Origin of the sequence: Gluconobacter sp. (assembly GCF_047722525.1) — a bacterium.
In the GTDB taxonomy this organism is placed as follows: Bacteria; Pseudomonadota; Alphaproteobacteria; order Acetobacterales; family Acetobacteraceae; genus Gluconobacter.
In genome coordinates, this window is sequence record NZ_JBDNYY010000018.1 from 12,086 (window position 1) to 32,846 (window position 20,761).

At 61.2% G+C, this 20,761-nt stretch carries 20 protein-coding genes; 17 read left to right on the forward strand and 3 right to left on the reverse strand.

All coding sequences use genetic code 11. From position 1 onward, the window contains the following. Position 1: 1 nt before the first annotated feature. Both ABF859_RS12595 and ABF859_RS12600 read left to right on the forward strand, forming a co-directional pair. Positions 2–1,450, forward strand: coding sequence for a site-specific integrase (locus ABF859_RS12595; RefSeq protein ID WP_415528098.1), 1,449 nt, complete (start codon positions 2–4; stop codon positions 1,448–1,450). A 485-nt stretch (positions 1,451–1,935) separates the two neighbouring features. Continuing rightward, positions 1,936–2,961, forward strand: a complete 1,026-nt coding sequence (locus ABF859_RS12600; RefSeq protein ID WP_211576392.1) for a replication protein RepA — start codon at positions 1,936–1,938, stop codon at positions 2,959–2,961. Here the strand turns inward: ABF859_RS12600 and repB are convergent. Both repB and repA read right to left on the reverse strand, forming a co-directional pair. Beyond that, complete coding sequence (gene repB / locus ABF859_RS12605) at positions 2,958–4,013, reverse strand: plasmid partitioning protein RepB (protein WP_415528099.1); 1,056 nt, start codon at positions 4,011–4,013, stop codon at positions 2,958–2,960. The genes ABF859_RS12600 and repB overlap by 4 nt on opposite strands. A gap of 143 nt (positions 4,014–4,156) precedes the next feature. Next, the gene (gene repA / locus ABF859_RS12610) at positions 4,157–5,371 is read right to left on the reverse strand and encodes a plasmid partitioning protein RepA (protein WP_415528100.1); all 1,215 of its coding nucleotides are present in this window, start codon (positions 5,369–5,371) and stop codon (positions 4,157–4,159) included. Between the two features lie 342 nt (positions 5,372–5,713). Between repA and ABF859_RS12615 the strand changes: the two genes are divergently transcribed. Beyond that, on the forward strand, positions 5,714–6,091 hold the full coding sequence (locus ABF859_RS12615; protein WP_346006227.1) for a hypothetical protein: 378 nt from the start codon (positions 5,714–5,716) through the stop codon (positions 6,089–6,091). Continuing rightward, entirely contained in the window at positions 6,088–7,059 is a 972-nt protein-coding gene (locus ABF859_RS12620) for a phosphoadenosine phosphosulfate reductase family protein (protein WP_415528101.1), read from the forward strand. The genes ABF859_RS12615 and ABF859_RS12620 overlap by 4 nt, the downstream gene beginning before the upstream one ends. 2 nt (positions 7,060–7,061) lie before the next feature. Here the strand turns inward: ABF859_RS12620 and ABF859_RS12625 are convergent, their stop codons facing one another. Next, positions 7,062–7,574 carry a MucR family transcriptional regulator gene (locus ABF859_RS12625; protein ID WP_346006229.1) on the reverse strand — a complete coding sequence of 171 codons (513 nt, stop codon included), beginning with the start codon at positions 7,572–7,574 and terminating at the stop codon, positions 7,062–7,064. Positions 7,575–7,936: 362 nt separating this feature from the next. Here ABF859_RS12625 and ABF859_RS12630 point away from each other — a divergent pair, with 362 nt between their 5' ends. The 13 genes from ABF859_RS12630 (at position 7,937) to ABF859_RS12690 (ending at position 20,761) form a co-directional block, all read left to right on the forward strand. After that, complete coding sequence (locus tag ABF859_RS12630; RefSeq protein ID WP_346006230.1) at positions 7,937–8,200, forward strand: hypothetical protein; 264 nt, start codon at positions 7,937–7,939, stop codon at positions 8,198–8,200. A gap of 113 nt (positions 8,201–8,313) precedes the next feature. Beyond that, the gene (locus ABF859_RS12635; RefSeq protein ID WP_415528102.1) at positions 8,314–13,455 is read left to right on the forward strand and encodes a DEAD/DEAH box helicase family protein; all 5,142 of its coding nucleotides are present in this window, start codon (positions 8,314–8,316) and stop codon (positions 13,453–13,455) included. A 134-nt stretch (positions 13,456–13,589) separates the two neighbouring features. Next, positions 13,590–13,943, forward strand: coding sequence for a hypothetical protein (locus ABF859_RS12640; protein ID WP_061928914.1), 354 nt, complete (start codon positions 13,590–13,592; stop codon positions 13,941–13,943). Then, positions 13,940–14,248: a hypothetical protein gene (locus tag ABF859_RS12645; protein WP_346006233.1), complete on the forward strand. Its 309-nt coding sequence runs from the start codon at positions 13,940–13,942 to the stop codon at positions 14,246–14,248. Before ABF859_RS12640 ends, ABF859_RS12645 begins: the two co-directional genes overlap by 4 nt. Positions 14,249–14,436: 188 nt before the next feature. After that, a complete protein-coding gene (locus tag ABF859_RS12650; protein WP_346006234.1) occupies positions 14,437–14,862 on the forward strand; it encodes a hypothetical protein in 426 nt (141 codons plus the stop codon). Between the two features lie 43 nt (positions 14,863–14,905). Continuing rightward, positions 14,906–16,768, forward strand: a complete 1,863-nt coding sequence (locus ABF859_RS12655; RefSeq protein ID WP_346006235.1) for a ParB/RepB/Spo0J family partition protein — start codon at positions 14,906–14,908, stop codon at positions 16,766–16,768. A gap of 201 nt (positions 16,769–16,969) precedes the next feature. Next, positions 16,970–17,188 carry an antitoxin MazE family protein gene (locus tag ABF859_RS12660; protein WP_346006236.1) on the forward strand — a complete coding sequence of 73 codons (219 nt, stop codon included), beginning with the start codon at positions 16,970–16,972 and terminating at the stop codon, positions 17,186–17,188. Positions 17,189–17,202: 14 nt separating this feature from the next. Continuing rightward, on the forward strand, positions 17,203–17,508 hold the full coding sequence (locus ABF859_RS12665) for a type II toxin-antitoxin system PemK/MazF family toxin (protein WP_415528103.1): 306 nt from the start codon (positions 17,203–17,205) through the stop codon (positions 17,506–17,508). A gap of 490 nt (positions 17,509–17,998) precedes the next feature. Further along, the gene (locus ABF859_RS12670; protein WP_346006237.1) at positions 17,999–18,544 is read left to right on the forward strand and encodes a hypothetical protein; all 546 of its coding nucleotides are present in this window, start codon (positions 17,999–18,001) and stop codon (positions 18,542–18,544) included. Between the two features lie 192 nt (positions 18,545–18,736). After that, positions 18,737–19,351 carry a hypothetical protein gene (locus ABF859_RS12675; protein ID WP_346006238.1) on the forward strand — a complete coding sequence of 205 codons (615 nt, stop codon included), beginning with the start codon at positions 18,737–18,739 and terminating at the stop codon, positions 19,349–19,351. Positions 19,352–19,406: 55 nt separating this feature from the next. Further along, positions 19,407–19,796 (forward strand): hypothetical protein, encoded by a 390-nt coding sequence (locus ABF859_RS12680; protein ID WP_346006239.1) that lies wholly within the window; start codon positions 19,407–19,409, stop codon positions 19,794–19,796. A 255-nt stretch (positions 19,797–20,051) separates the two neighbouring features. Next, positions 20,052–20,228, forward strand: coding sequence for a hypothetical protein (locus tag ABF859_RS12685; RefSeq protein ID WP_156472135.1), 177 nt, complete (start codon positions 20,052–20,054; stop codon positions 20,226–20,228). Positions 20,229–20,305: 77 nt separating this feature from the next. Next, a complete protein-coding gene (locus tag ABF859_RS12690) occupies positions 20,306–20,761 on the forward strand; it encodes a DUF3085 domain-containing protein (protein WP_062106935.1) in 456 nt (151 codons plus the stop codon).

Here is a 20,761-nt window from a genome sequence, read left to right on the forward strand (position 1 = left end):
CATGCTCAGCCATCTTCACATCGCAGGCTCGGCAAAGGCTGCCCGTGAGGCCCTCATGGACCGGCTGGACCAGAAGACCCGACAGCAGCTTCCTGCCGGCAGTCTGGAAAACTCTGTTGCACTCCTGTCGACCGGTCGCTTCTCCCCTCGCCTGTCTCTGGTCATTCGCGGCATCGAATACCGGCATAACGAATTTGCCGAGGACACGGTCCTGGCCACCAATGTGGAAACGGCTGAAGACGCTCTGGCGATTGCCAGTGCCCATGTAACCACCCTGCCCTCCGGGCACGACCTGGCGATCGCTCTGGACCTCGAACCCGATCCCATCTTCGTCGCCTGGTTCAAGCCAAAGGCGACCAAGCGGCGCAAGGCAGGATCGCAGGCAGTTACGCTGGCCCCTCTGGCCTCTCCTTTAGGTCAACAGTCTGCGGCGGTTCTGCTGTGGTTCGATGCCCTGACCGACGAGGCGCTGCCCGACTATGATGGAACGCTGGTCACGGCGGAGCGTGCCTCGAAAACCTATTCCCGGGCGGCGAAGGCAATGAACACACGCCGGACCTATCGCTCGGCCGTGCGCTCCTGGTGCGCATGGGCGGCAGGACATGGGCTCCCTGCCCTGCCCGCCCGCAGCGAGGATGTTGCCGCCTACCTGGCTGATCTTGCGCTGCAGAAGAAGCGACCCGCGACGGTGGATCTGCACCGTGCCGCACTGCGCTATCTGCACCATGTTGCCCAGGTTCCCGTCCCGACCTCCCATGCCCTTGTGTCCGAAACGGTTGCGGGCATCCGCAGGACGTCAACGGAAAGCGCGTCCCGTCAGGTCAAGGGGCTGACCTGGGATCTGCTGAGCGAGGTCATCGAGCAGATCGATACGGATGAGCTGGTGGGCGTTCGGGACAAGGCCATTCTTCTGCTCGGCTTTGCCGGCGCCCTCCGACGGTCCGAAGTGGCGGCACTGTGCCTGGAGAACGTGGCGCTCGATGATGACGGAATGCGGATCCGGCTGGACCGCTCAAAGGGCGATCGTACCGGTCAGGGTGTCGAGGTGGCGATCCCGAGGGGGATTACTGCCCTGTGTCCGGTCCGGGCCTATGAAGCATGGCTTCGGAAGGCGAAACTGGCCGAGGCCAAGGGACCGGTTTTCCGGCGCGTGTGGCTCCCGCCTGCTGCCGAGGCCGGTCAGCCCCCTGCCCTGCCCGCCATGGGTTCAGAGGCGCTGTCTGACCGGTCTGTGGCCCGCATCATTCAGAAGCGCTGCCTCGATGCGGGACTGACAGGCGATTTCAGCGGGCACAGCCTGCGACGCGGAGCGATCACCACAGGAGCTCGTGACGGCACGGATCTTGTCTCGCTCAAGCGTTTCTCGCGCCACCAGACCTTCGGCGTGGTGGAGAAATATATCGAGGTAGAGGACGCCATGACCAAGCATCCAGGACGAAGTCGGTTTTGACGTCAGGCTACCTGAAGGCGGCTATCTGTTTCACACCGTTAGTTGTGTTCACTGCCTACCATCGAATCGTGCGCCGCTGTCGATGTGTTCGTTCCCGACCATGAAAAACCGCCAAAAGTTGTGTTTGATGCTTTCCGCTGGCGTCAGGGTTTTCCCTGTGTTCGTTGCCTACCGGCACGGGTTTTTTCAGACGGTTCGCGTTAAAAGCCAAGATCGGTGAAGTGTTTTCTGCCTACGACGCTAATTTAAGGAAAAAAAACAAGACGTTTTTTCAGTGGGTTACGGAGTTATCAACGTGTTCTCTGCCGACGAAACAATATAATAACAATATAATTTTTCTATTGTTAAGTCGGCAAGAAACACAACCACGCTACGTGACGCAGGTAGGCACCGAACACATCTAGGAGGGAAAGCAACGAACACATCGACAAGGCCCTGATGATGTGTGTTTCTGAGCTTATTGAGGATCTGCTGGAAATCGCATTATGCACTCTAACGCTAAGTCGCAGCACGATCTGTTCAGATCAATTCACGAGCTGGTGGAAGCACATGGCCCTCAAGATGCTATCAAAATCGCTCAGAGCCATTCGCTAGAAAAAGATAGCGAAGCGTCAGCTTTGACTGACCCGATACTTGACGTCGTTGCAGGCAGATCTGGGCGTAAGATTGTCGATGCTGCCGCGTCATCTTTGGTTCGCGAAATCGAGGGTGGCAGTTCAATAGGCTATAGTTATAGCGCATGGTGTCTTGCCGGACTTCCCCACCGAGAACGAAAACCAGGTGAAGACTGGCTAATAAAAACGGACTTTGCTCAGTTGCTAGTCCGGCCAGGTGTTCGACTGCGAGATGACGATTCAACTGAAAAACTGTCAGTTCCGTGCGGGACAATCGCTAGATTGCTCTTGATCGACTGGCAGTCCGAGGCTCTTGAAACGGGGTCACGGGAAATCTCGCTAGCAAAATCTCCTGCGTCTTTACTCAAAAGGATGGGGCTTAGTCGCGGAGGTCCTATTAGCAAAAAACTGGTCGAGCAAATTGAAAGGCTGGCGACCTGCACCGTTGACTTTAAATTTGGAAACGACCGCGAAGGCGTTGTCGTCAATGAACGTCTCGTTGAGTCGTTTCGTTACGTTGGGGAGGTAGACCCTAGAACGAAAAGAAATACTCGCATGATTGAAACAGTCGTGTTGTCGGAGGCCTTCTATCGGGAGCTGCGAAGGCATCCCATTCTTATCGACCGCGCGGCCATTCGTGACATACAGAACTCGCCACGAGCTATTGATGCGTATCTGTGGTTAGCTTTCCGATTACATGCCCTGCAAGGGGATACCCCCGTAGGCTGGGGCTCGCTGTGGAAGCAGTTCGGCACCGAATTTAAGACTCTCAAATCATTTAAGGCTGAGTTCAAGGAGCCTTTGGGGCTTGCCCTCGCCGCTTATCGTTCTGCAAAAGTCGCTGTGACCGAGCGAGGGCTCGTATTATCGCCCTCCCCGCCTCCCGTTTCCTCCTAGTTCTTGGCTTTATCCTTTTCGGTCGTCTGTGCTTTAAACCGCTCATAAAGATCAGGAACTGCAGTCATAACAAAGCTTGCAAACTCTGACGCATCAGCCGACTTGAAGACAAGATTTGTGGCCCGCTTTTTTGCCTCCAGATCGATCGTGAGGACTTTGTCGGTCGACACCCAACTCGCCGCTGGAGCAGCTTTATTCACCGGCTTGGTGCACTGCTTTTCCAACTGGCGCGCTTGCCTTGCTCGATCCTGAACCTGATCAAGTAGCTCGGCAAATTTATCAACATCCTCCGTTTTTCCGGAAGCCCCGATAAACGTTTCCCACGATGTCTGGTTTGGCGACGCCTTGAGACTTTCGGCCAGCTCTTGCCAGCGTGGGCGGCCAATAGTCGGACAAGGTCCAAGCCACTCAATTAAGATATGCGGAATAGCTTCGGACACCGAAAGCATACGCGACAGCGTTGTTTTGTCGGTGCTGAGGGCAGTCATAATTGTAGAGCGTTCATATCCTCGTTTAAGGAGGCTGTGGGCAAATGTCGCTCTCTCAATGAAGGAGAGATCTGCCCTCGCGCTATTTTCCTGCCCCTGAGCGATAATGAGGTCGTGGTCCGATAACTCCTTCACTGCGGCTTTTACACTCAAGCCCAACTCACGGCAAGCGCGTAGACGACGGTGGCCATAAGCGGTTTGATAATGACCTGCTTTAGTGGGGTGCGGGCGGACCAGAATTGGAGAGAGCTGTCCTGTGTTCTTAATCGCCTCTCGTAGCTGAAGGTATGCCTCCTCATTGCCAGGCATACGATCTGAGACAAAGGACGTCTCGACGAGGTCTGGCGAGAGCTCAATGATGGTCGCTCCTGTCTTTAGGAGAATTTCTAGCTCAGCGGCTTCGTCTGCCTTTTGTCGAAGAGACCCAAGGCTCTTCGCTACTGACCCAAGTGCTCCGCTACTGCGATAGGACCCTGATAGCGATGTCGGTGAGGGCGCTTGCGTTTTGCTCGGAGCCGACGATTGCGCGGAGACCAGACTACCCAAATTATGCTTTCTTGCCATTGTTCTCGTTCCCTATTTGCATTTTCGTGCAGAAGTTCTGCGAAATCCGAATTGGTGTGCATTTTGGTTGACAGCTGCCAACTTTTGACGCGACCAGCCATTAGTTGACAGCTGTCAACTTTGGCGTCCCCCTGCCATTGAGGTCAGCTTTTGCGACCCCACGCCCCAAAAATCAGGTCCCTAATCTCGCCGTTAACTGCGTTTACAGATTCGAGCGCACGGTCGTAGGTTGAGCCGGTAAATTGCTTACGCTCGATCTCGAACAGCGTCTGCTTGGTGATTGCTGCGTCAGAGACAGCAGTGCTTTTCAACATCGGATTGGTGAGAACGTGATCCCCGAACACCGTCCGCATGAATCCCGACATCTGCGTTTGGGGGCCGTCAGAAGGTTCGTAACGCGTAAGAAGATACCGGACCCAGTCATAAGACACGTTTGCACCAGCGTCGCGCAGATGTGTCATTACGTCGCCCATCATGAGCAGAAACTGACACATCGACATTACGTCTAGCATTTGAGGGTGCACAGTTACGAGAAGCCCTGTCGCTGCGCACACAGCAGACATGGTGAGATAGCCAAGCTGAGGCGGGCAATCGATGACTATTACGTCGTAGTTCTCCTCGACGTCCTGGAGGGCTTCGTCGACACGTGAGAAAAAGATTGCGCCAGCTTGGTCAGAAGACGCCAACAGCCGAGGCGTCTCATACTCGAACTCCATGAGCTCAATGTTTCCTGGTACGATATCTAATCCCGGAAAGTTCGTATTGCGTACGAGATCCGACAGTGGACGCCGCTCGTCATCATAGCGAATGGCTCCATATAATGTTTCATTCGCATGGACATCGAACTCTGGCTGAAAGCCATGCAGCGCCGAAAGGCTAGCCTGAGGGTCAAGGTCAATCGCCAAAACTCTCAAGCCGTCCAACGCGAGACCCTGTGCTAAGTGAGCTGCGGATGTGGTCTTTCCGCTTCCCCCTTTGAAGTTAACAACCGAGATAACTTGCAGGCCCTCGCTTCCGCTACGGCAAGGAACATATCGCTTCTGGCTGCGTGAGTTCTGATCGAGATAACGACGCAAGTCGGATATCTGTTCGGCTGTGTAGTGACGCCGCCCACCGTTGCCGATGGCAGGAAGCGGGCCCTTCCCCTCAAGTGCTAAATTCCGCAAATATCCAGGCGCCAAGCCCAGCAGCTTGGCAACTTCCCCGATTTGAAACGACCGAAGTGTCTTTGAGGCATTGGGGGGAAAGAGTTCGAGCCGGTGCGCCTGAAGACGCTCAGAGAGAGCTCGTGCTTGCTGCGAGAGTAATTCGTCTACGCCGCTGGCCAGGTTTGGGTCGATATTAGCTGGAGAGGACATTCACGTCGGCTTTCTTTTGGGTGCGGAATATTACGCCGGATGCGGTACGAGGCGCAGAGAGGTGACATGACCGCATTTAACGAGGCCAGTTGACAGCTGTCAACTAAAGAGATGCGAAATTGCTGAATAGAAAAAGGAGGACCAAAAGAGAGAGCCGCTGCCTGTCAGCCGCCCGTGCTGCAACAGGTGGGTCGCCGTCCGTCCTCCCCATGCTCGTCGGCTGCGCCGCCTGTGCGTGGGTCCGGGTGACGCCGATCCTGCCGCTGCGCGGCACTGTTGCACCCCGGTCGTCTGCCTGACCGTCGCGATGATGTTTGAAGAACCAGAGATGGATCGAGCATCATGCAACGCTACCAGTTCCCCTATGTCCCAACACCTCGTGGCCGGCCTCCGATGCGCTGGACGGATACCCAGGAGCCCACAACCTGTCGGCGCTGCAACATGCACTGGGAAGAGGGCGATCCAGCGCTGACGATTGCCTGCGCGGCTTGTGGCGCTCCTGCGGATGAACCCTGCCGACGTAGCTCCGGTGGCAATGAACGCGTGTGCGCCTGTCGCGACGAAGCCGCCGTCCAGATGGGGCTGCTCAAACGGTGCGACGGCCTGACCTGGGACGGTCGCCACGAAAAGCCGCTGCTGCTGCGGGAACGCCCGATCGCCCACGCTCTAATGTGCCGCTCGGTGCGGACAGGCGCCCCGGTCAGTCGGTGGACATCATGAGCCCGGATCTCGCATCCTATGACCGCATCATTATCGCCGTGTCGGGAGGCAAGGACGGCACGGCCTGTCTGCTCGCTCTGCTGGAAGCCGGTGCTGCTGTGGACCGCATCGAGCTCTGGCATCACGAGGTGGATGGGGCAGGGCGGTCCTTCATGGACTGGCCCTCCACAGGCCCGTATGTCGCAGCCCTGGCGCGGGATTTCAGCCTGCCGCTGTACCGCTCCTGGCGCGAGGGCGGCTTCGAGCGCGAAATGCTGCGCCACGATATGCCGACCGCGCCCGTGGTCTTCGAGACCCCGGAGGGGCGCGTCGTCGCCGGAGGGCTGGGCCAGAACGGAACCCGCCTGCGCTTTCCTCAGGTCTCGGCCAGCCTTTCCGTGCGCTGGTGTTCGGCGAGCCTCAAGGTTGATGTGGCCGATCGTGCCTTGCGGGGGCAGGAGCGGTTCCTGAACCGACGTACCCTCATGGTCACAGGCGAGCGTGCTGAAGAGAGTCCCGCACGGGCCCGCTATGCGGCCTTCGAACGCCATCGGACTGACACGAGAAACGGGACGCGGCGGCGTCGACATGTCGATCACTTCCGGCCCGTGCACGCCTGGTCCGAGGCCGAAGTCTGGGCCATCCTCGAGCGCTGGCGCGTGATGCCCGCCTTTCCCTATCAGGTCGGCTTTTCGCGCCTGTCCTGCGCGTTCTGCATCTTCGGCAATGCAGACCAGTTCGCCACCCTGAAATGGATGGATGCGAACCGGTTTGCGAGATTGGTCAGATATGAAAAGGACTTCGGCTGCACGATCAAACGTGACAGGGGGCTCGAACAGCTGTCGTCCGAAGGGACGGTCTATCAGGAAGCCCGGTCGCGGCCCGACCTGGTCGCCGCCTGCCTGTCAGACCGTCCGTTGCAGACGGTTCTGACAGAGGACTGGATCCTCCCGGCCGGAGCCTTCGGCACCGGGGGAGGGCCGGTCTAGTCTCAGGCGCGAGCCGGACGGCCGCGACGTTTCTCGGGAAGCTTCTTTACCGGAGGAAGGGTGTCTTCCTCAGGGGAGGGCTCCTGCGGTGAAGAGGCGCGGGTCGTAGAGCCCAGGCCAATCTCGCGGGCAAGGGACGAGCGCTTCTCGGAATAGGTGGGTGCTACCATGGGATACTCGCTCGGCAGGCCCCACCGGGCCCGGTACTCCTCCGGGGTCATGTTGTAGGCCGTTTTGAGATGACGGCGGAGCATCTTCAGCTTTTTCCCGTCTTCCAGGCAGATGATGTAGTCCGGAAACACGGAGCGCTTCGGGTTCACGGCGGGGGTCGGGGCTTCTTCCGCGACAGGCTCCGGCGTGGACGGCGTCGCGAGGGCGTCATGCACGCTGCGGATCAGTGCGGGCAGGTGCTCTGCCGACAGGTCGTTCTGCGACAGATAGGCCGCCACAATGTCGGCGGTGAGTGGCAGAAGATCGGCATGAGGGTGTGCCGTGGTCTCGGTCAGGTCGGTCATAAATGTCCCTCAAGGTTCTGGAAGAGCTCTGGACATGGCTCCTTCAGGTCATGACTGCAAGTCGTTACGACTATTACTGCCTCAGATATTAACAGTTCCCTGAGCCGCGTCGAAACACGGTCATGTTTCTTTGATCGTGAGAGCACACATCGCAGAAGACGCGGACCGTAAAAGAAAAAGAAGAAAGAAAAGGAAGGAAAGAAGGGCAGGCAGCACGGGATCGCCCTGTGCCGCAAGGGGTGGGTCCGTCCGTGTCCTCGCGGGCCGCTGCGGGCCGGGCGGTCCCGACGCTGACGCGTCGCCCTTGCCGCCCAGAACGACGCCGCGCTCGCCGGAAAGGGTCAGAAAGGAGACAGCAGACGATGCCCGTCATGGCCCTCACACGCCAAACCCCCACACAGCCGTTCAGTCTGGTTCAGGCCCATCGCGAGGGCTGGACCATTCTCGAAGGCTGCGGCCCCGAGCACGCCGACACCCAGCTGCGCGGCGTGACCTGCTCGGACCAGAATGCCTGGTGGCAGGTCGCCCGTCAGGCCCGTCAGGGATCGCCTTATCACCGTGAGGCCCTGTCGCGTCTATCCCACAGTGAGCGCGAACAGATCTCCCTGCGCTTCGGTCCACTGTGACCTGATCCGGAAGGCCTGAGCGCCTTTCGCCCAAACCCATCCTGTTTGTTTTCCGGCCCCCCGGTCTGCCCCCGTGCAGCACCGGGCGCTGCCGCTTGTCCGGAGTTTCTCCCATGAGCAAGACCCAGCTCAGCTTTTTCGACACCTCAGCCCTTGGGGGCGGCAGCAACACCCTGTTCTGGGGCGACCTGCCCGGAGATCGTGCGCTTGACGAGGCCGCGTCCCTCGCGAAAGAAGCCGCTGCAGCCCCGGTCGTGGCGCCGAAGATCGACTTCCGCCTGTGTGGCACACGTGACCTGTCCCAGGGCTGGAAAGCGCGGGCGCGGGACAATCTCGCTGCCATCCGTCTTCTGACTGAACTGGAAACGGACGGCCGCAATGCAACGCCCTCCGAACAGGCTTTGCTGGCGAAGTTTACGGGATTTGGAGCCGGGGAGCTGGCCAACAGCCTGTTCCCCCGTCCGGGCGAAGCCTTCCGTCAGGGCTGGGAAGAGATCGGGGTTCAGCTTGAGACGCTGACGAGCCAGCAGGAGCGGGCCGGACTGGCGCGGGCCACGCAGTACGCCCATTACACGCCGGAACTGATCGTGCATGCGCTGTGGGATCTGGTGGCGCAGATGGGGTTCCGCGGCGGACGTGCGCTGGAGCCGGGCTGTGGCACGGGTCTGTTCATGGGCGCGATCCCGGAGAAACTTGCCCCCAAGACGGCCTGGACGGCGATCGAGAACGACCCTCTGACGGCCCGCATCGCCCGCAAGCTGTTTCCGAACCAGTGGGTGCGGTCTGAAGACTTCACGACGGCGAAGATTGCCGAGCAGTTCGACCTCGCCATCGGCAACCCGCCGTTCAGCAACCGCACGGTGCGCGGCACGGACGAACTGGGACGGCTTGGCCTGTCCCTGCATGACTACTTCATCGCACGCTCTGTCTCCCGCCTGCGTCCTGGTGCCATGAGTCTGTTCGTGACGTCACGGTGGACGATGGACAAGCGCGACGCCACTGCGCGCCGGCACCTGTTCGAAACGGCGGACCTGGTCGGGGCGGTTCGCTTGCCGGCTGGCGCAATGCGCGATGATGCCGGGACTGACGTGGTCGTGGACGTGCTGGTCCTGCGCCGTCGCGAGATCGGAGACACCCCAGGCGACACCGCCTGGCTGGACGTTGCGGACCTGTCCGATACCGACGAGGGGGAGGGACCGCTCAGCATCAACCGCTATTTTGCGGAGAACGGCCAGCAGGTGCTGGGTCGGCACGGCTGGACGAGCGGGCAGTTCGGGCCGGAATACACCTGCGCACCGAACCCGATGCTGATGCTCGACGACGCCCTGCCGAGCGCACTCTCCCGTCTGGCCGGACTGGCACGCTTTCCGGTGCCGCAGACGCTCGACGTCGAGGCGCTGCGGGAAAGCCGACGTGCGGATGTCGGCACGGCAGGGGAGGGGGCGAGCCTCAAGGAAGGCAGCTACCTGATCGAGAAGGGGACGCTGCACCAGATCATCGACGGCCAGTCGATGCCGGTGAAGGTGAAGAAAGGCGAGCAGAAGGACGGTATTTTCCAGAAGCACGCGCGCATCATCGAAGGCCTGATTCCGGTCCGCGATGCCGCCCGTGCGGTCCTGCGCGCCCAGGTGGAGAACCTGCCCTACAGCGCGCTCCAGGCCGACCTCAAGCGCGCCTATCAGACGTTCGTGCGACAGTTCGGCCCGATCAACCTGACGCTGACCAGCACGCGCATTGATCCCAGGACCGGGGACGAGAGCACCACGCAGCGGCGTCCGAACCTCCAGCCCTTCTACGACGATCCGGACGTCTGGCTGGTCAGCTCGATTGAGGAGTACGACGAGGACCGGCAGGTCGGCACACAGGGGCCGCTGTTCTCCGAGCGTGTGATCCAGGCAACGCTGGAGCCGGAGGTGCACAGCGCCCATGACGCGCTTGCGGTCTGCCTGCATGAGACGGGTGTCGTGGAGATCCCGCGCATTGCCGAACTGCTGGGGCGGTCCGAGGACGAGGTCATCGCCGAGCTGGGCAGTGCCATCTATCTCGATGCCGGACGCAGCCAGCCCGGACGCGATGTGTGGGTGCCAGCCGATGAGGCGCTGTCAGGCGCGGTGCGCACGAAACTGGCGGAGGCCCGCAAGGCGGCCGAGACCGATCCCCGCTTTGCCCGGACCGTGGCCGCGCTGGAAGAGGCCCAGCCCGAGGATCTGCGACCGAGCGACATTACGGCCCGTCTCGGGGCACCGTGGATCCCGACCACCGATATCGAGGGCTTCATTGCCGAGGTCATCGGGGTCGAAGCCGGGGTCTGGCATACGAAGGAGGTGGCGTCCTGGACCCTGGACAAGGGACCGTTCCGGGGCAAGGCGGAGGCGACGTCCGTCTGGGGCACCGAACGGCGTCCCGCAGGGGAACTGATCGAGGATGCGCTCAATCAGGCTATCCCACAGATCTGGGACACCTGGCGCGACGAGAACGGCGAGCACCGGACCCTGAATGCGCAGGAGACCGAGGCCGCCAAGGAAAAGCTCGCCGCCATCAAGACGGCCTTCCAGACCTGGGTGTGGCAGGACCCGGAGCGCGCCGAGCGTCTGGTGCGGCTGTATAACGACACCTACAACAACCTCGTCCCCCGCGCCTTTGACGGCTCACATCTGCAGTTGCCCGGGGCCAGCACCACGATCCAGCTGCGCGCCCACCAGAAGCGGGTGGTCTGGCGCATCATTGCCACGGGCAACACTTACATGGCCCACGCGGTGGGGTCTGGAAAAACCTTCTCGATGTGCGCGGCCATTATGGAGCAGCGCCGTCTCGGCCTGATCTCGAAGGCCATGGTTGTGGTGCCGGGACATTGTCTGGCGCAGATGGCCCGCGAGTTCCTGATGCTCTATCCGACCGCGAAAATCCTGGTCGCGGATGAGACGAACTTCGTGAAGGCCAAGCGCCAGCGCTTCCTCGCCCGTGCGGCCACGGGACAGTGGGATGCGATCATCATCACGCATGATGCCTTCAAGTTCATTCCGGTCGAAACCGCGTTTGAGCAGGCGATGATCGAGGCGCAGATCGCGTCTTACGAGAGCCTGCTGTGCGAGATCGACGCCGACGACCGCATCTCGCGCAAACGCATCGAGCGCATGAAGGAGGGGATGAAAGCGAAGCTGGACGGGCTGGCCAGCCGCAAGGACGATCTGGTGCATCTTGGCGAGATCGGGATCGACCAGATCCTCGTGGATGAAGCGCAGCAGTTCCGCAAGCTCAGCTTCGGCACGAACCAGTCCAGCCTCAAGGGCGTCGATCCGAATGGCAGCGGGCGGGCCTGGGACCTGTACGTCAAGGCCCGCTATCTCAGCCGTCTCAACCCCGGTCGCGAGCTAATCATGGCCTCGGGTTCGCCGATTACGAACACCCTGGGCGAGATGTACAATGTGCAGCGCTTCCAGCAGATCGACGCCCTGATCGAGCGCGGCCTGCACGAGTTCGACGCCTGGGCCGCCAATTTCGGGGAGACCCGCACGGAACTCGAGCTTCAGCCGAGCGGGCTGTACAAGCCTGTGACGCGGTTTGCGGAGTTCGTGAACGTGGCCGATCTGATGGCCATGTACCGGCATTTCGCGGACGTCGTGCAGCAGGGCGATCTGCGCCAGTACGTGAAACTGCCTGAAATCGCCACGGGCAGCCGACAGATCATCGTCGCAGACAGCGGACCCGCCTTCCGAGATTACCAGAAGGAGCTGGAAGCGCGGATCAAGGTGATCGAGGAGCGCAAGGGCAAGCCGCAGAAGGGTGAGGATATCATCCTGTCCGTGATCAACGATGCGCGTCACGCCGCGATTGATCTGCGCTTTGTCCGACCTTCGGAGGACAATGACACCAGCAACAAGCTGAACGTCATGATCGCGAGGGTCTTCGACATCTGGAAGGCGACGAGCGAGAACCGCTACGCCGATCCCGACACTGGCAAGCCGTATGACCTGCCCGGGGCCGTGCAGATGATCTTCTCGGATCTGGGTACGGAAGCCGCGCTGGAGAAACGGGGCTTCTCGGCCTATCTGTGGATCCGCGACGAGCTGATGCGGATGGGCGTGCCGCGCGAGCAGATCGCCTTCATGCAGCACTACAAGAAAAGTGCCGCCAAGCAGGGATTGTTCCGGGATCTCAATTCCGGGCGCAAACGCATCCTGATCGGCTCGAGTGCGACAATGGGGACGGGCGTGAACGCACAGCAGCGTCTGATTGCCCTGCACCATCTCGATGTGCCCTGGCTGGTGGCCGACATCATCCAGCGTGAGGGGCGGATCGAACGCCAGGGCAACCAGAACCCTGTGATCCAGATTTACGCCTATGCCCTGAAAGGTTCGGTGGATGCCACGAACTGGCAGCTTCTGGAGCGCAAGCAGCGCTTCCTGTGTCTGGCCATGTCGGGAGACCGGTCGATCCGCCGTCTGGAGGATATCGGCGAGAGTGCGAACCAGTTTGCCATGGCGAAGGCCCTGGCCTCGGGCGACGAACGCCTGATGAAAAAGGCGGGACTGGAAGCGGAGCTGGCCCGTCTGCGTCGTCTCAAAGCCGCCCATTACGACGACCAGTTCAACGTGCGTCGCGCGATCGAGCGGGCCGAGCGTGATCAGAGGGTGGCCGAAGCCGTCATTCCGAAGATCCGGGCGGATATCGCGAAACGCCAGTCGACACGGGGGGAGGCGTTCCAGCTTGTGCGCAAGTCGGATGTGCTGACCGAGCGGCAGGATGCCGGCAGGTGGCTGATGGGTCAGGCGCGCACCGCCAAACGTGCCGAGCAGAAAGGCCGGTGGAAACTCGGCGAGATCGGCGGGTTCGAGCTGGTGTGTGAGACCTGGAGCTCGACCTTCATGGGTAAGACGGAATGCGACGCGACCATCGCCATCGTGGCTGAGGACCGGATGATCGGGATCGACTTTGATCACGACACCGCGCCGCTCGGGTTCATCGCCCGCATTGAGAACACCCTACTGCGCTTCGATAGCGAGCTTGCGGATGCGCAGCGTGTGGTTGCCGAGACGGAGCGCAAGCTGCCCGGCTACCGCGCCCGTGACGGGATGCCGTTCCGCGAGGCCGCACTTCTGGAGGAGAAGGAGGAAGAGATGGCCTGCCTGGAGGCGGATCTGGCCGAGGATACAGCGCGGCGGGAGGCGGATGCCGCCGAGGCACTGGCCGCGATGGAGAGCCTGAGCGTCAACGACAATGGGGGAGAAGGCGAGGAAGAAGAAGCGGCAGCATAAGAAGAGGGAAAGGGGCGGGCATGGCCCGCCCGGTGCGGCAAGGCTCAGGCCGGGCGCGCTGGCGCGCGGCCTTGCCGCACCGGGCAGCCCCTGCATCCGCGGAGAGGTTGAAAGAGAGATCAGAGGAAGAGAGCATGTGCGACCATCAGACGTCCCCGCAAACCACGACCGTCTCCAAAGTCCTGTGCGGCCTGAATGTGGAAATTTTCACGTACCCGAGCGGTGAGGTGCTGCTGCGCACCGTGGACGCCTATCCGGTCAACCGGAATGACTGGCATGGCCCGTATGCGGATGCCGCTCAGGCCGAGGCCGACTTCGTGGACCGCCATGCGCTACCTGTGCTGACACCCGAGGATGTCAGACGCAGGCGTCTGAACGGGACACTTTCGAAGACGCGCGAGTATGGCGAGATGATTCTGGCCTTTCATCGCTGGACAGGGGCGACCTGCCTGACCCCGTTCATTGTCCGGCCGGAGGCCCGGGCATGAGCGAAGTTCTTCCGACGTCCGCAGGCGTCGTCTGCCGGCACCTGGATCTCAGTACCGGGCACCTTCCGGCCGCAGAACGCGATGCGTGCGAGCTTTATCTCAGCAGCGGGGGCACAGCAGGGCGAAGCTGTCTTGGCGGGCCTTATGGCTGGATGATTTATGTTCCCACCGAGGCGGAGGACGTCCCGCAGGACGTGTCTCCCGAACTGGCCGCCCTGATGGTTCAGGCGCGAGAGCAGGACTGCCACTACATCCACTTCGATCGGGACGGGTCGATCGACGAGACGCTGCCTTTTTACGACTGAACCGCCACCGCCTTGCCTGCCTCAGGGAGAAGAGAAGGGGCGGGAAAACAAGCGGAAATGAGAGAGCGAGCCGCCACAGGTCGCGGCTCCGCGCAAGGCTCAGGCCGGGCGCGCTGACGCGCGGCCTTGCGCGAAGCCACGCCCCGTGCCCGCGCCGAGATCATCACGACAGAAAAAAGGAGAGAGGCGTGTCAGACCCGGCAGGACAACCCGCGGCCGAAGTGGCGCTCAGAGCAAACCTGACGCTGATCTTTGACGCGATGCGAGCGCATGGCGTGAAGACGGTCAAAGTTGAGTACGAGGCCAAAGAAGGCTGGTGGACAACGCTTCATGTGACAGCGGACGACAGTCCGGATCTGTTCGAAGACCTGTCCCTTGAGAAGGCCGTTGCAGCGCTTGGGCCTGACCAGACGATTGCCCCTCTGTTTCCGAACAGCTTTGACCTTGTGGTCTGGCACTGCGTCGAAACCGTTATCCGGCGCGTGCAGGCTGATTACGACACCGACGAAGACGGGTCTTACGGCACGGCCACGCTGTCGCTGGCAACGCGGCAGCTTGAGGTCGAACATATCGAGCGTGTGGTCTCCCACCTCGCGCACAGCCTGACCGCCTGACGTCTCCCCCACCGACACCCTTACGACATCACTGGAGCCCATCATGGACGAACTGCGCCTTGTCGATCCCAACACCCTTGTCGACAATCCGGAAAATCCGCGCAAAGCAGAAAGCAGCCAGGACAGTATCCGACGCTTTGCGATGAACATTTTGCAGGTGGGACTCATTCACCCGCCAAAAGTGCGGGAGCTGGAAGACGGGCGTCTGATGATCATAGCGGGTCATCGCCGGAAGCGGGCCTCAATCTATGCCGGACTTTCGCAAATTCCGGTTCATGTGACGCACGAAGAGAGCAAGCACGAAGCCCTGGCGGCGGCCAGTGAGAACATGATCCGCGAAGGCATGTCCGAGCCGGACCAGTGGCGTGCCGTGACCCGGATGCGCGAAGAGCTTGGCTATACGGATCAGCAGCTGTGCATGGCGCTGATGATCACGCCTGCCTATCTCCGTGGACTGACCCTGCTCGCGAAGCTGCATCCGCCAATCCTGCACGCCATCGAAATTGGCCGCGGCCCCGACCTGAAAGAGCGTCGGACTCTGGCCCTGTCGTCGCTGGAGGATCAGGCCGCTGCCTGGGCTGAGATGTTTGCCGAGAGCGTGGAGGAGGGAGAGGACCCGGCCGGGTATCGCCTTAACGTCGAGGATCCGGATGATACCGTGAACTGGCGCGACTTCACCTGGCACCTGCGTCAGGATGACTGGTATGCGCGTGATGCCCGGTTTGACGATGCGCTGGCGCAAAAGCATGGCGTCGTCTGGACCGAAGATCTGTTCGGGCAGGGCAGTGAGGACAATCGCTACGTCACGGATGCCACCGCGTTTCGGGCGGCGCAGGAAGACTGGATTGCCGAGCACCGCCCCGAAGGAACGCTCGCGGTCGAGACGGACGAGTATGGGTCTCCCCTCCGCCCTCAGGGCTATAACTTCGTTGCGAACTGGATGGGCGAGCAGGAGACCGATGTTGTCGGCTACTGGCTCAATCGGAGTACCCTGAAAGTCGAAGAGCGGAAGTTCCGCTACACGGGTGAAGAAACCGTCCGCTCCGAACCGCGCGTGGTGGAGCAGACGCCACCCGCAAAGAAGGAGCGCGCGGACATTTCCGGAACGGGTCTGAAGATGATCGGCTCTGTGCGGACTCTCGCGCTGAAGAAGGCGCTGGAAGCGAAAAGTGAAGACGCGGATCCGTGGGATCTGGTGGCCGGCCTGCTGCTCGCACTGAATGCCAATAACGTTCATATTTACGGTTCATCAGGCCGGTCGCCTTATGAGAACGCGGTGAAAACCGCCATGGAAGAGCTGTTTCCGGAAGGCGAACTGGTGCGTGATGAAGCGCTCATCCGCCGCCATGCGCTGGAAAGCCTCGGAGGCTTCATGAACTGTGAGGTCAGCATGCACTCCGGCTCCGGCATGGCAGCGGAACTGCTGGGCTGTCTGTTCGACGCGGATACCCACATGCCGAGCATGGCCGATGAGGACTTCCTGAAGACCTACAGCAAGCCCGGCATCACCAAAGCGGTTCAGGCGCATGGGCTTGCACCACTCAACACAGGCAAGGAGATGCGGGCCGCCCTGCTGAACGCCGTGGGAGACGGGCACTGGGTTCCGGAGGCCGCAGGCTTTGCGCAGGCGACTGGCGTCTGGACCGATGAGGTTCGAAACAGGCAGGCCCGCCGCGCGAAATGGGCCGCCCTGAAAGACGATCTGGAAGCCGGGGATGAAGACGGCCTGGAGTGCGCTGATCCGGAGGATCTGGAAGACGGGATGGACGAGGAGGGCGGAGAAGATGCTGGCGAGCCGCACGTCACTGAGGATGAGCCGGCAGAAAAACCGGACCTTGTGGTGCCCCAGGAACTGGTGGCCATGCAGGCCGCCATGGGAGGGCGGCTGGAGATCCTTCGGATCTGAGGCCGCATGCGGCCACGAATAGACCGGACATCAGGCGGCGCTCTTCTGAGTGCCGATTTTTTGTAAGCAGATAGAAGAAAGAGCCCCTATGGCAGACTATTTTTCAAGGGTTTCGGCCTTGATTCCGTTCCTGAGCGTTGAGCGCTTTTTAGTAGAAATCAGGGAATTTTTTTGTTACATGTAACGAGAGGAGAAAAAGCCATGACCCCTGTTGCCATTCGCGTCCAAAAGCGCCGTGACACCCTTCGCAAGGCCGGTCTGCGCCCTGTCCAGATCTGGGTACCCGATACGCGCACACCTGGCTTTGATGCAGAATGCAAGCGCCAGGCGCGTCTCGTGGCCGAAGCAGAACGGCACGATCCCGCGCTGATGTCCTTCGTTGAAAGCGCGGCCAGCGATCTCGACGGATGGGATGCATGAACCGGGGAGACTTCGTGACCGTTGCTCTCCAGGGTGATCTCGGAAAACCCCGTCCCGCGCTAATCGTCCAGGCTGACCGCTTCGAAACGACGGCCTCTGTGACCGTACTCCCTGTTACCAGCACGCTCATAGACGCGCCCTTGCTTCGCCTGTCGGTAACACCGGACGAGCGAAACGGGCTGCGCAAGACGTCTCAGGTGATGATCGACAAGCCCAGCACTGTCTCCCGCGACAAGATCGGTCCAACCTTCGGGATCGCCAGCGATACGGTCATGCTCTCTGTCAATCGCGCTTTGGCCCTGTTTTTAGGTCTGGCCTGAAACGCGTAGAACGCCGAGTGACGTCTGATTTAACAGGGAGTCGTGGGGATACCTTCCAACAGTCGTCAAACGTAAAACGAAGAAGACCCTTCAGGCGGTGGCAACCGCACTGAAGAGCCTCTCCGAGTAAATCACTTAAGGTAAACCGGGCCGTGAGGTGTTTTTTCCCGAAGCCCCTCACGGCTCACCTCTGAACTTGGACGAACCGGTTACGATTTTCAAGGGCGGAGTCAGCATGGCTCCGCCCTTTTTCGTGCAGTGAAACGCTGCCTTGTTCCACAGGGCAGGACAGCCCGCGCAAGGAAAAAAGCCGAGAAAAGAAAGAGAAAGAGGAGAGAGGGGCGGGTGCCAGAGCCTGTCTGTCGCCGCAAGGGGTGGTGTCCTCGGCTGACGCCTGCGGGACCGCCGCTGACGCGTCGCCCTTGCCCCGCCAGCCAGGCCCTGACCCCGGAGAGGACAGTTAAAGAGACATGAAGAGAAGGAGATCAGCATGTCCGAACACCCGACTGTCACCGTGGGCACCCGCGTCAGCACCATCCTGTACAACAGAGGCCGGGGCGTCGTGTATGCGGTCCATGGCACGCCGCGTCCCGAGACGATCCGGCGCCTTGCTGGCGGCTTCATTGCCGCGGGGGGCAATGCCAGCTTTGATATCGTCTTTGCCTGCGGAAGTATCAGCAAGAAGCTGCCCGAGAGCATTCTGCACGGCGTGCAGTGGACCATCTTCCACGACGAGCCCAAGGCTGGCCCGGAGGAAATTGCGCAGCTGCACGCTCATGCCGAAGCATGCCGTGCTGAAAAACAGGCGCGGAAAGATCAGGCTGCGGCGGCCCATGCGGCTGAAATCGAGCGTCTGCGCACCGATCCCGAATACGCCCATCTGGAGCAGGGGTCGGACCAGAGCGGCGTGCTGGCAGGAAAGAACATCCGCCGTCTGCTGAAAGCTGCGCTGCCAAAGCACACGTTCCGTGTGCGCAAATCCTCTTACGGGTCCGTATCGGTCAACTGCGACAATCCGCTGGATGATGCCGCGTAGAAGACTGTCGACAGCATCCGAAAGCAGTTCAGATCGGGGTCTTATGATCCGGTGTCCGATTGTCACTCCACGAGCCGGAGCCCCTGGCAGGAAGTCTTCGGCAGCGCCGAATACGTCTTCTGACCCCACCTCGCCCCTTCACAGTTCTTCCAGGCCGCCGCGAGGCGGCCTTTGTCATATCTGGAGATCGACATGGCTTTCTTTACGCTCAGTGCGACGCCCGCCACCGCAAAGCGCGAGGGCTATTTCACCAGCACCACGATGGCGCTCATGTCCCATCTGGGAGAGCGGCGTATTGTCGAGGCAAAGTCGGTGGATGGCCTCAAGCCGCTCATCCTGAGCTTCGGCCGCGACACCGCCCTTCATCACCCTGGTCGGTCCTTCAAGATCATGGTCACGGTCAATCGTGGCAGCCGTAAGCCGCGCGGCTTCGACGCGGCTTACGATTCAGAGGCGCTTGGCACCTCTGAATGGCTCGAAACCACGATTGCCGACCCGGTTCCCCACGAGGGCGCGGCAGGTGTGGCCTCATGGGGAACACGGTACACGCCGTTCCGCATGGACGGTGCAGAGCCGCGCGAGGTCTCGCTCACCGAGGCCGAACGTCTGTCTGACGACGGCCATCTTGGCTTCAAGGGATGGGCCGCGGAAGTCGCAGCCAGTCTCGAAACCAGAGGCGCGCCTGCGGCCGCTTTGAGCAGCGAGACCCGGGACGCTCTGGTGTCGCGCTATCGCGCCCACCAGCATCCTGCCCTGGCCGCCGCCGTCCTGAGTGCGGCCTCACAGGCGGACCAACTGGCGGCCTGAGGCCAATGCAGGGGAGCGGACCAGGTCTCCCCTGCCAGATCCTACGGTTCAAAAGATGAGCGAGTTTTCCATGGTCGATGAAAGCCTTCTCCAGATCGAGACCTGCCTTCTGGATCGTCGCAAGGTCCATCTTGGCGTTGCACCGGATGGGCGTGTCTATCTGCGCGTGACGTCGTTCTGGCCGAAAGAGGCCGCCCGGCACTGGCACGGCCCCTATTCGGACCGACAGGCGGCGGAGACGGATTTCCGAACCCGGACGCAGCCGCCACGCGTCACGCGCGCCCAGATCGCCGAGGCGAGCCGCCGCGGGGAGCATGGCACGGTCGAGGGTGTTCCCATGATCGTCCTGAGGCATCGCTGGACGGGCCACCTGACCCTGACGGCCTATCAGCTGGTGGATGAGGCCGGGCAGGAGAAATCCGCGCGCCAAAATGGACACATCTGAACCCCGTATCGTCACCCGCGCGAGGCGGGTGGAGGGAGAGCAGGACGAAGAAAGAGGGAAAGAAGCAGAAGGAAAGAGGGGCAGCACAGGCTGTCTGCGCTGGCAAAGGGTGGGTCTCCACGCGTCCTCGCCCTGGCGGGCTCCGGGTCGTGGAGATCCCGCCGCTGCGCGGCGCCTGTGCCATCGCAGCCATCCTGTGCCTGTGCCGGAGAGGTCATCAGAGAAAAGAGATGACGGCAACAGGAGTGACCTTTCATGCAGATTTCCCAACAGACCCTTCAGGACATCAAGGACGTTGCCGGACTGGCCGGTGGGTTCTTCGGTTTTCTAGCCCTGGTCTTCGCCTTTACGTGCCTGCCGAGCTTTCTGGCTGGCCCGGTGCCCCATCACTATCTCGCCTCCGCGTCCCACACCGCCCATGGTCGGGGCTGAAGCCTCCACCTCTCCGAACGCCACACACCCCGCCACCGAGCGGGGTTTTTTCATTTCTGATCCGAGGAAATTATCCCATGATCGTGACCTTTGACCGCGCGCTGATCGAGCGCCTTCTTGCCCATGCCGAGGCCGCGTCCGAGCGCCGCGTCACGCTGACGCAGCTCTTTGACAAGAGCCTGCGCAAGCCCGGGCATGGCGCACGCGAATGGGGCCGCCAGGAAGACGTCGATCCCGCAAAGATCCCTGCGGGTCTGTGGCTGGTTGGAGATCACGGGATCTACATGATGTCGAACGGGCTTCCCCTTCTGCCGTCCGATGACGGTCAGAAGCCCAATCTGTGCGCGTATGCGCGCGAAGCGGACCCGGCACAGAACGCCGGCAAGGCTTATGACGTGAAGCGCCAGGCTTTTGGCGGGGATGACGGATGTGAGTTCCTGGAGGCAACGCTTGTGCGGCAGGCCCTCAGGCAGGCGTCAGGCGACACACTGCGCATGACCATCACTCCGGAAACCCTCGAATTTCTGGCCTGA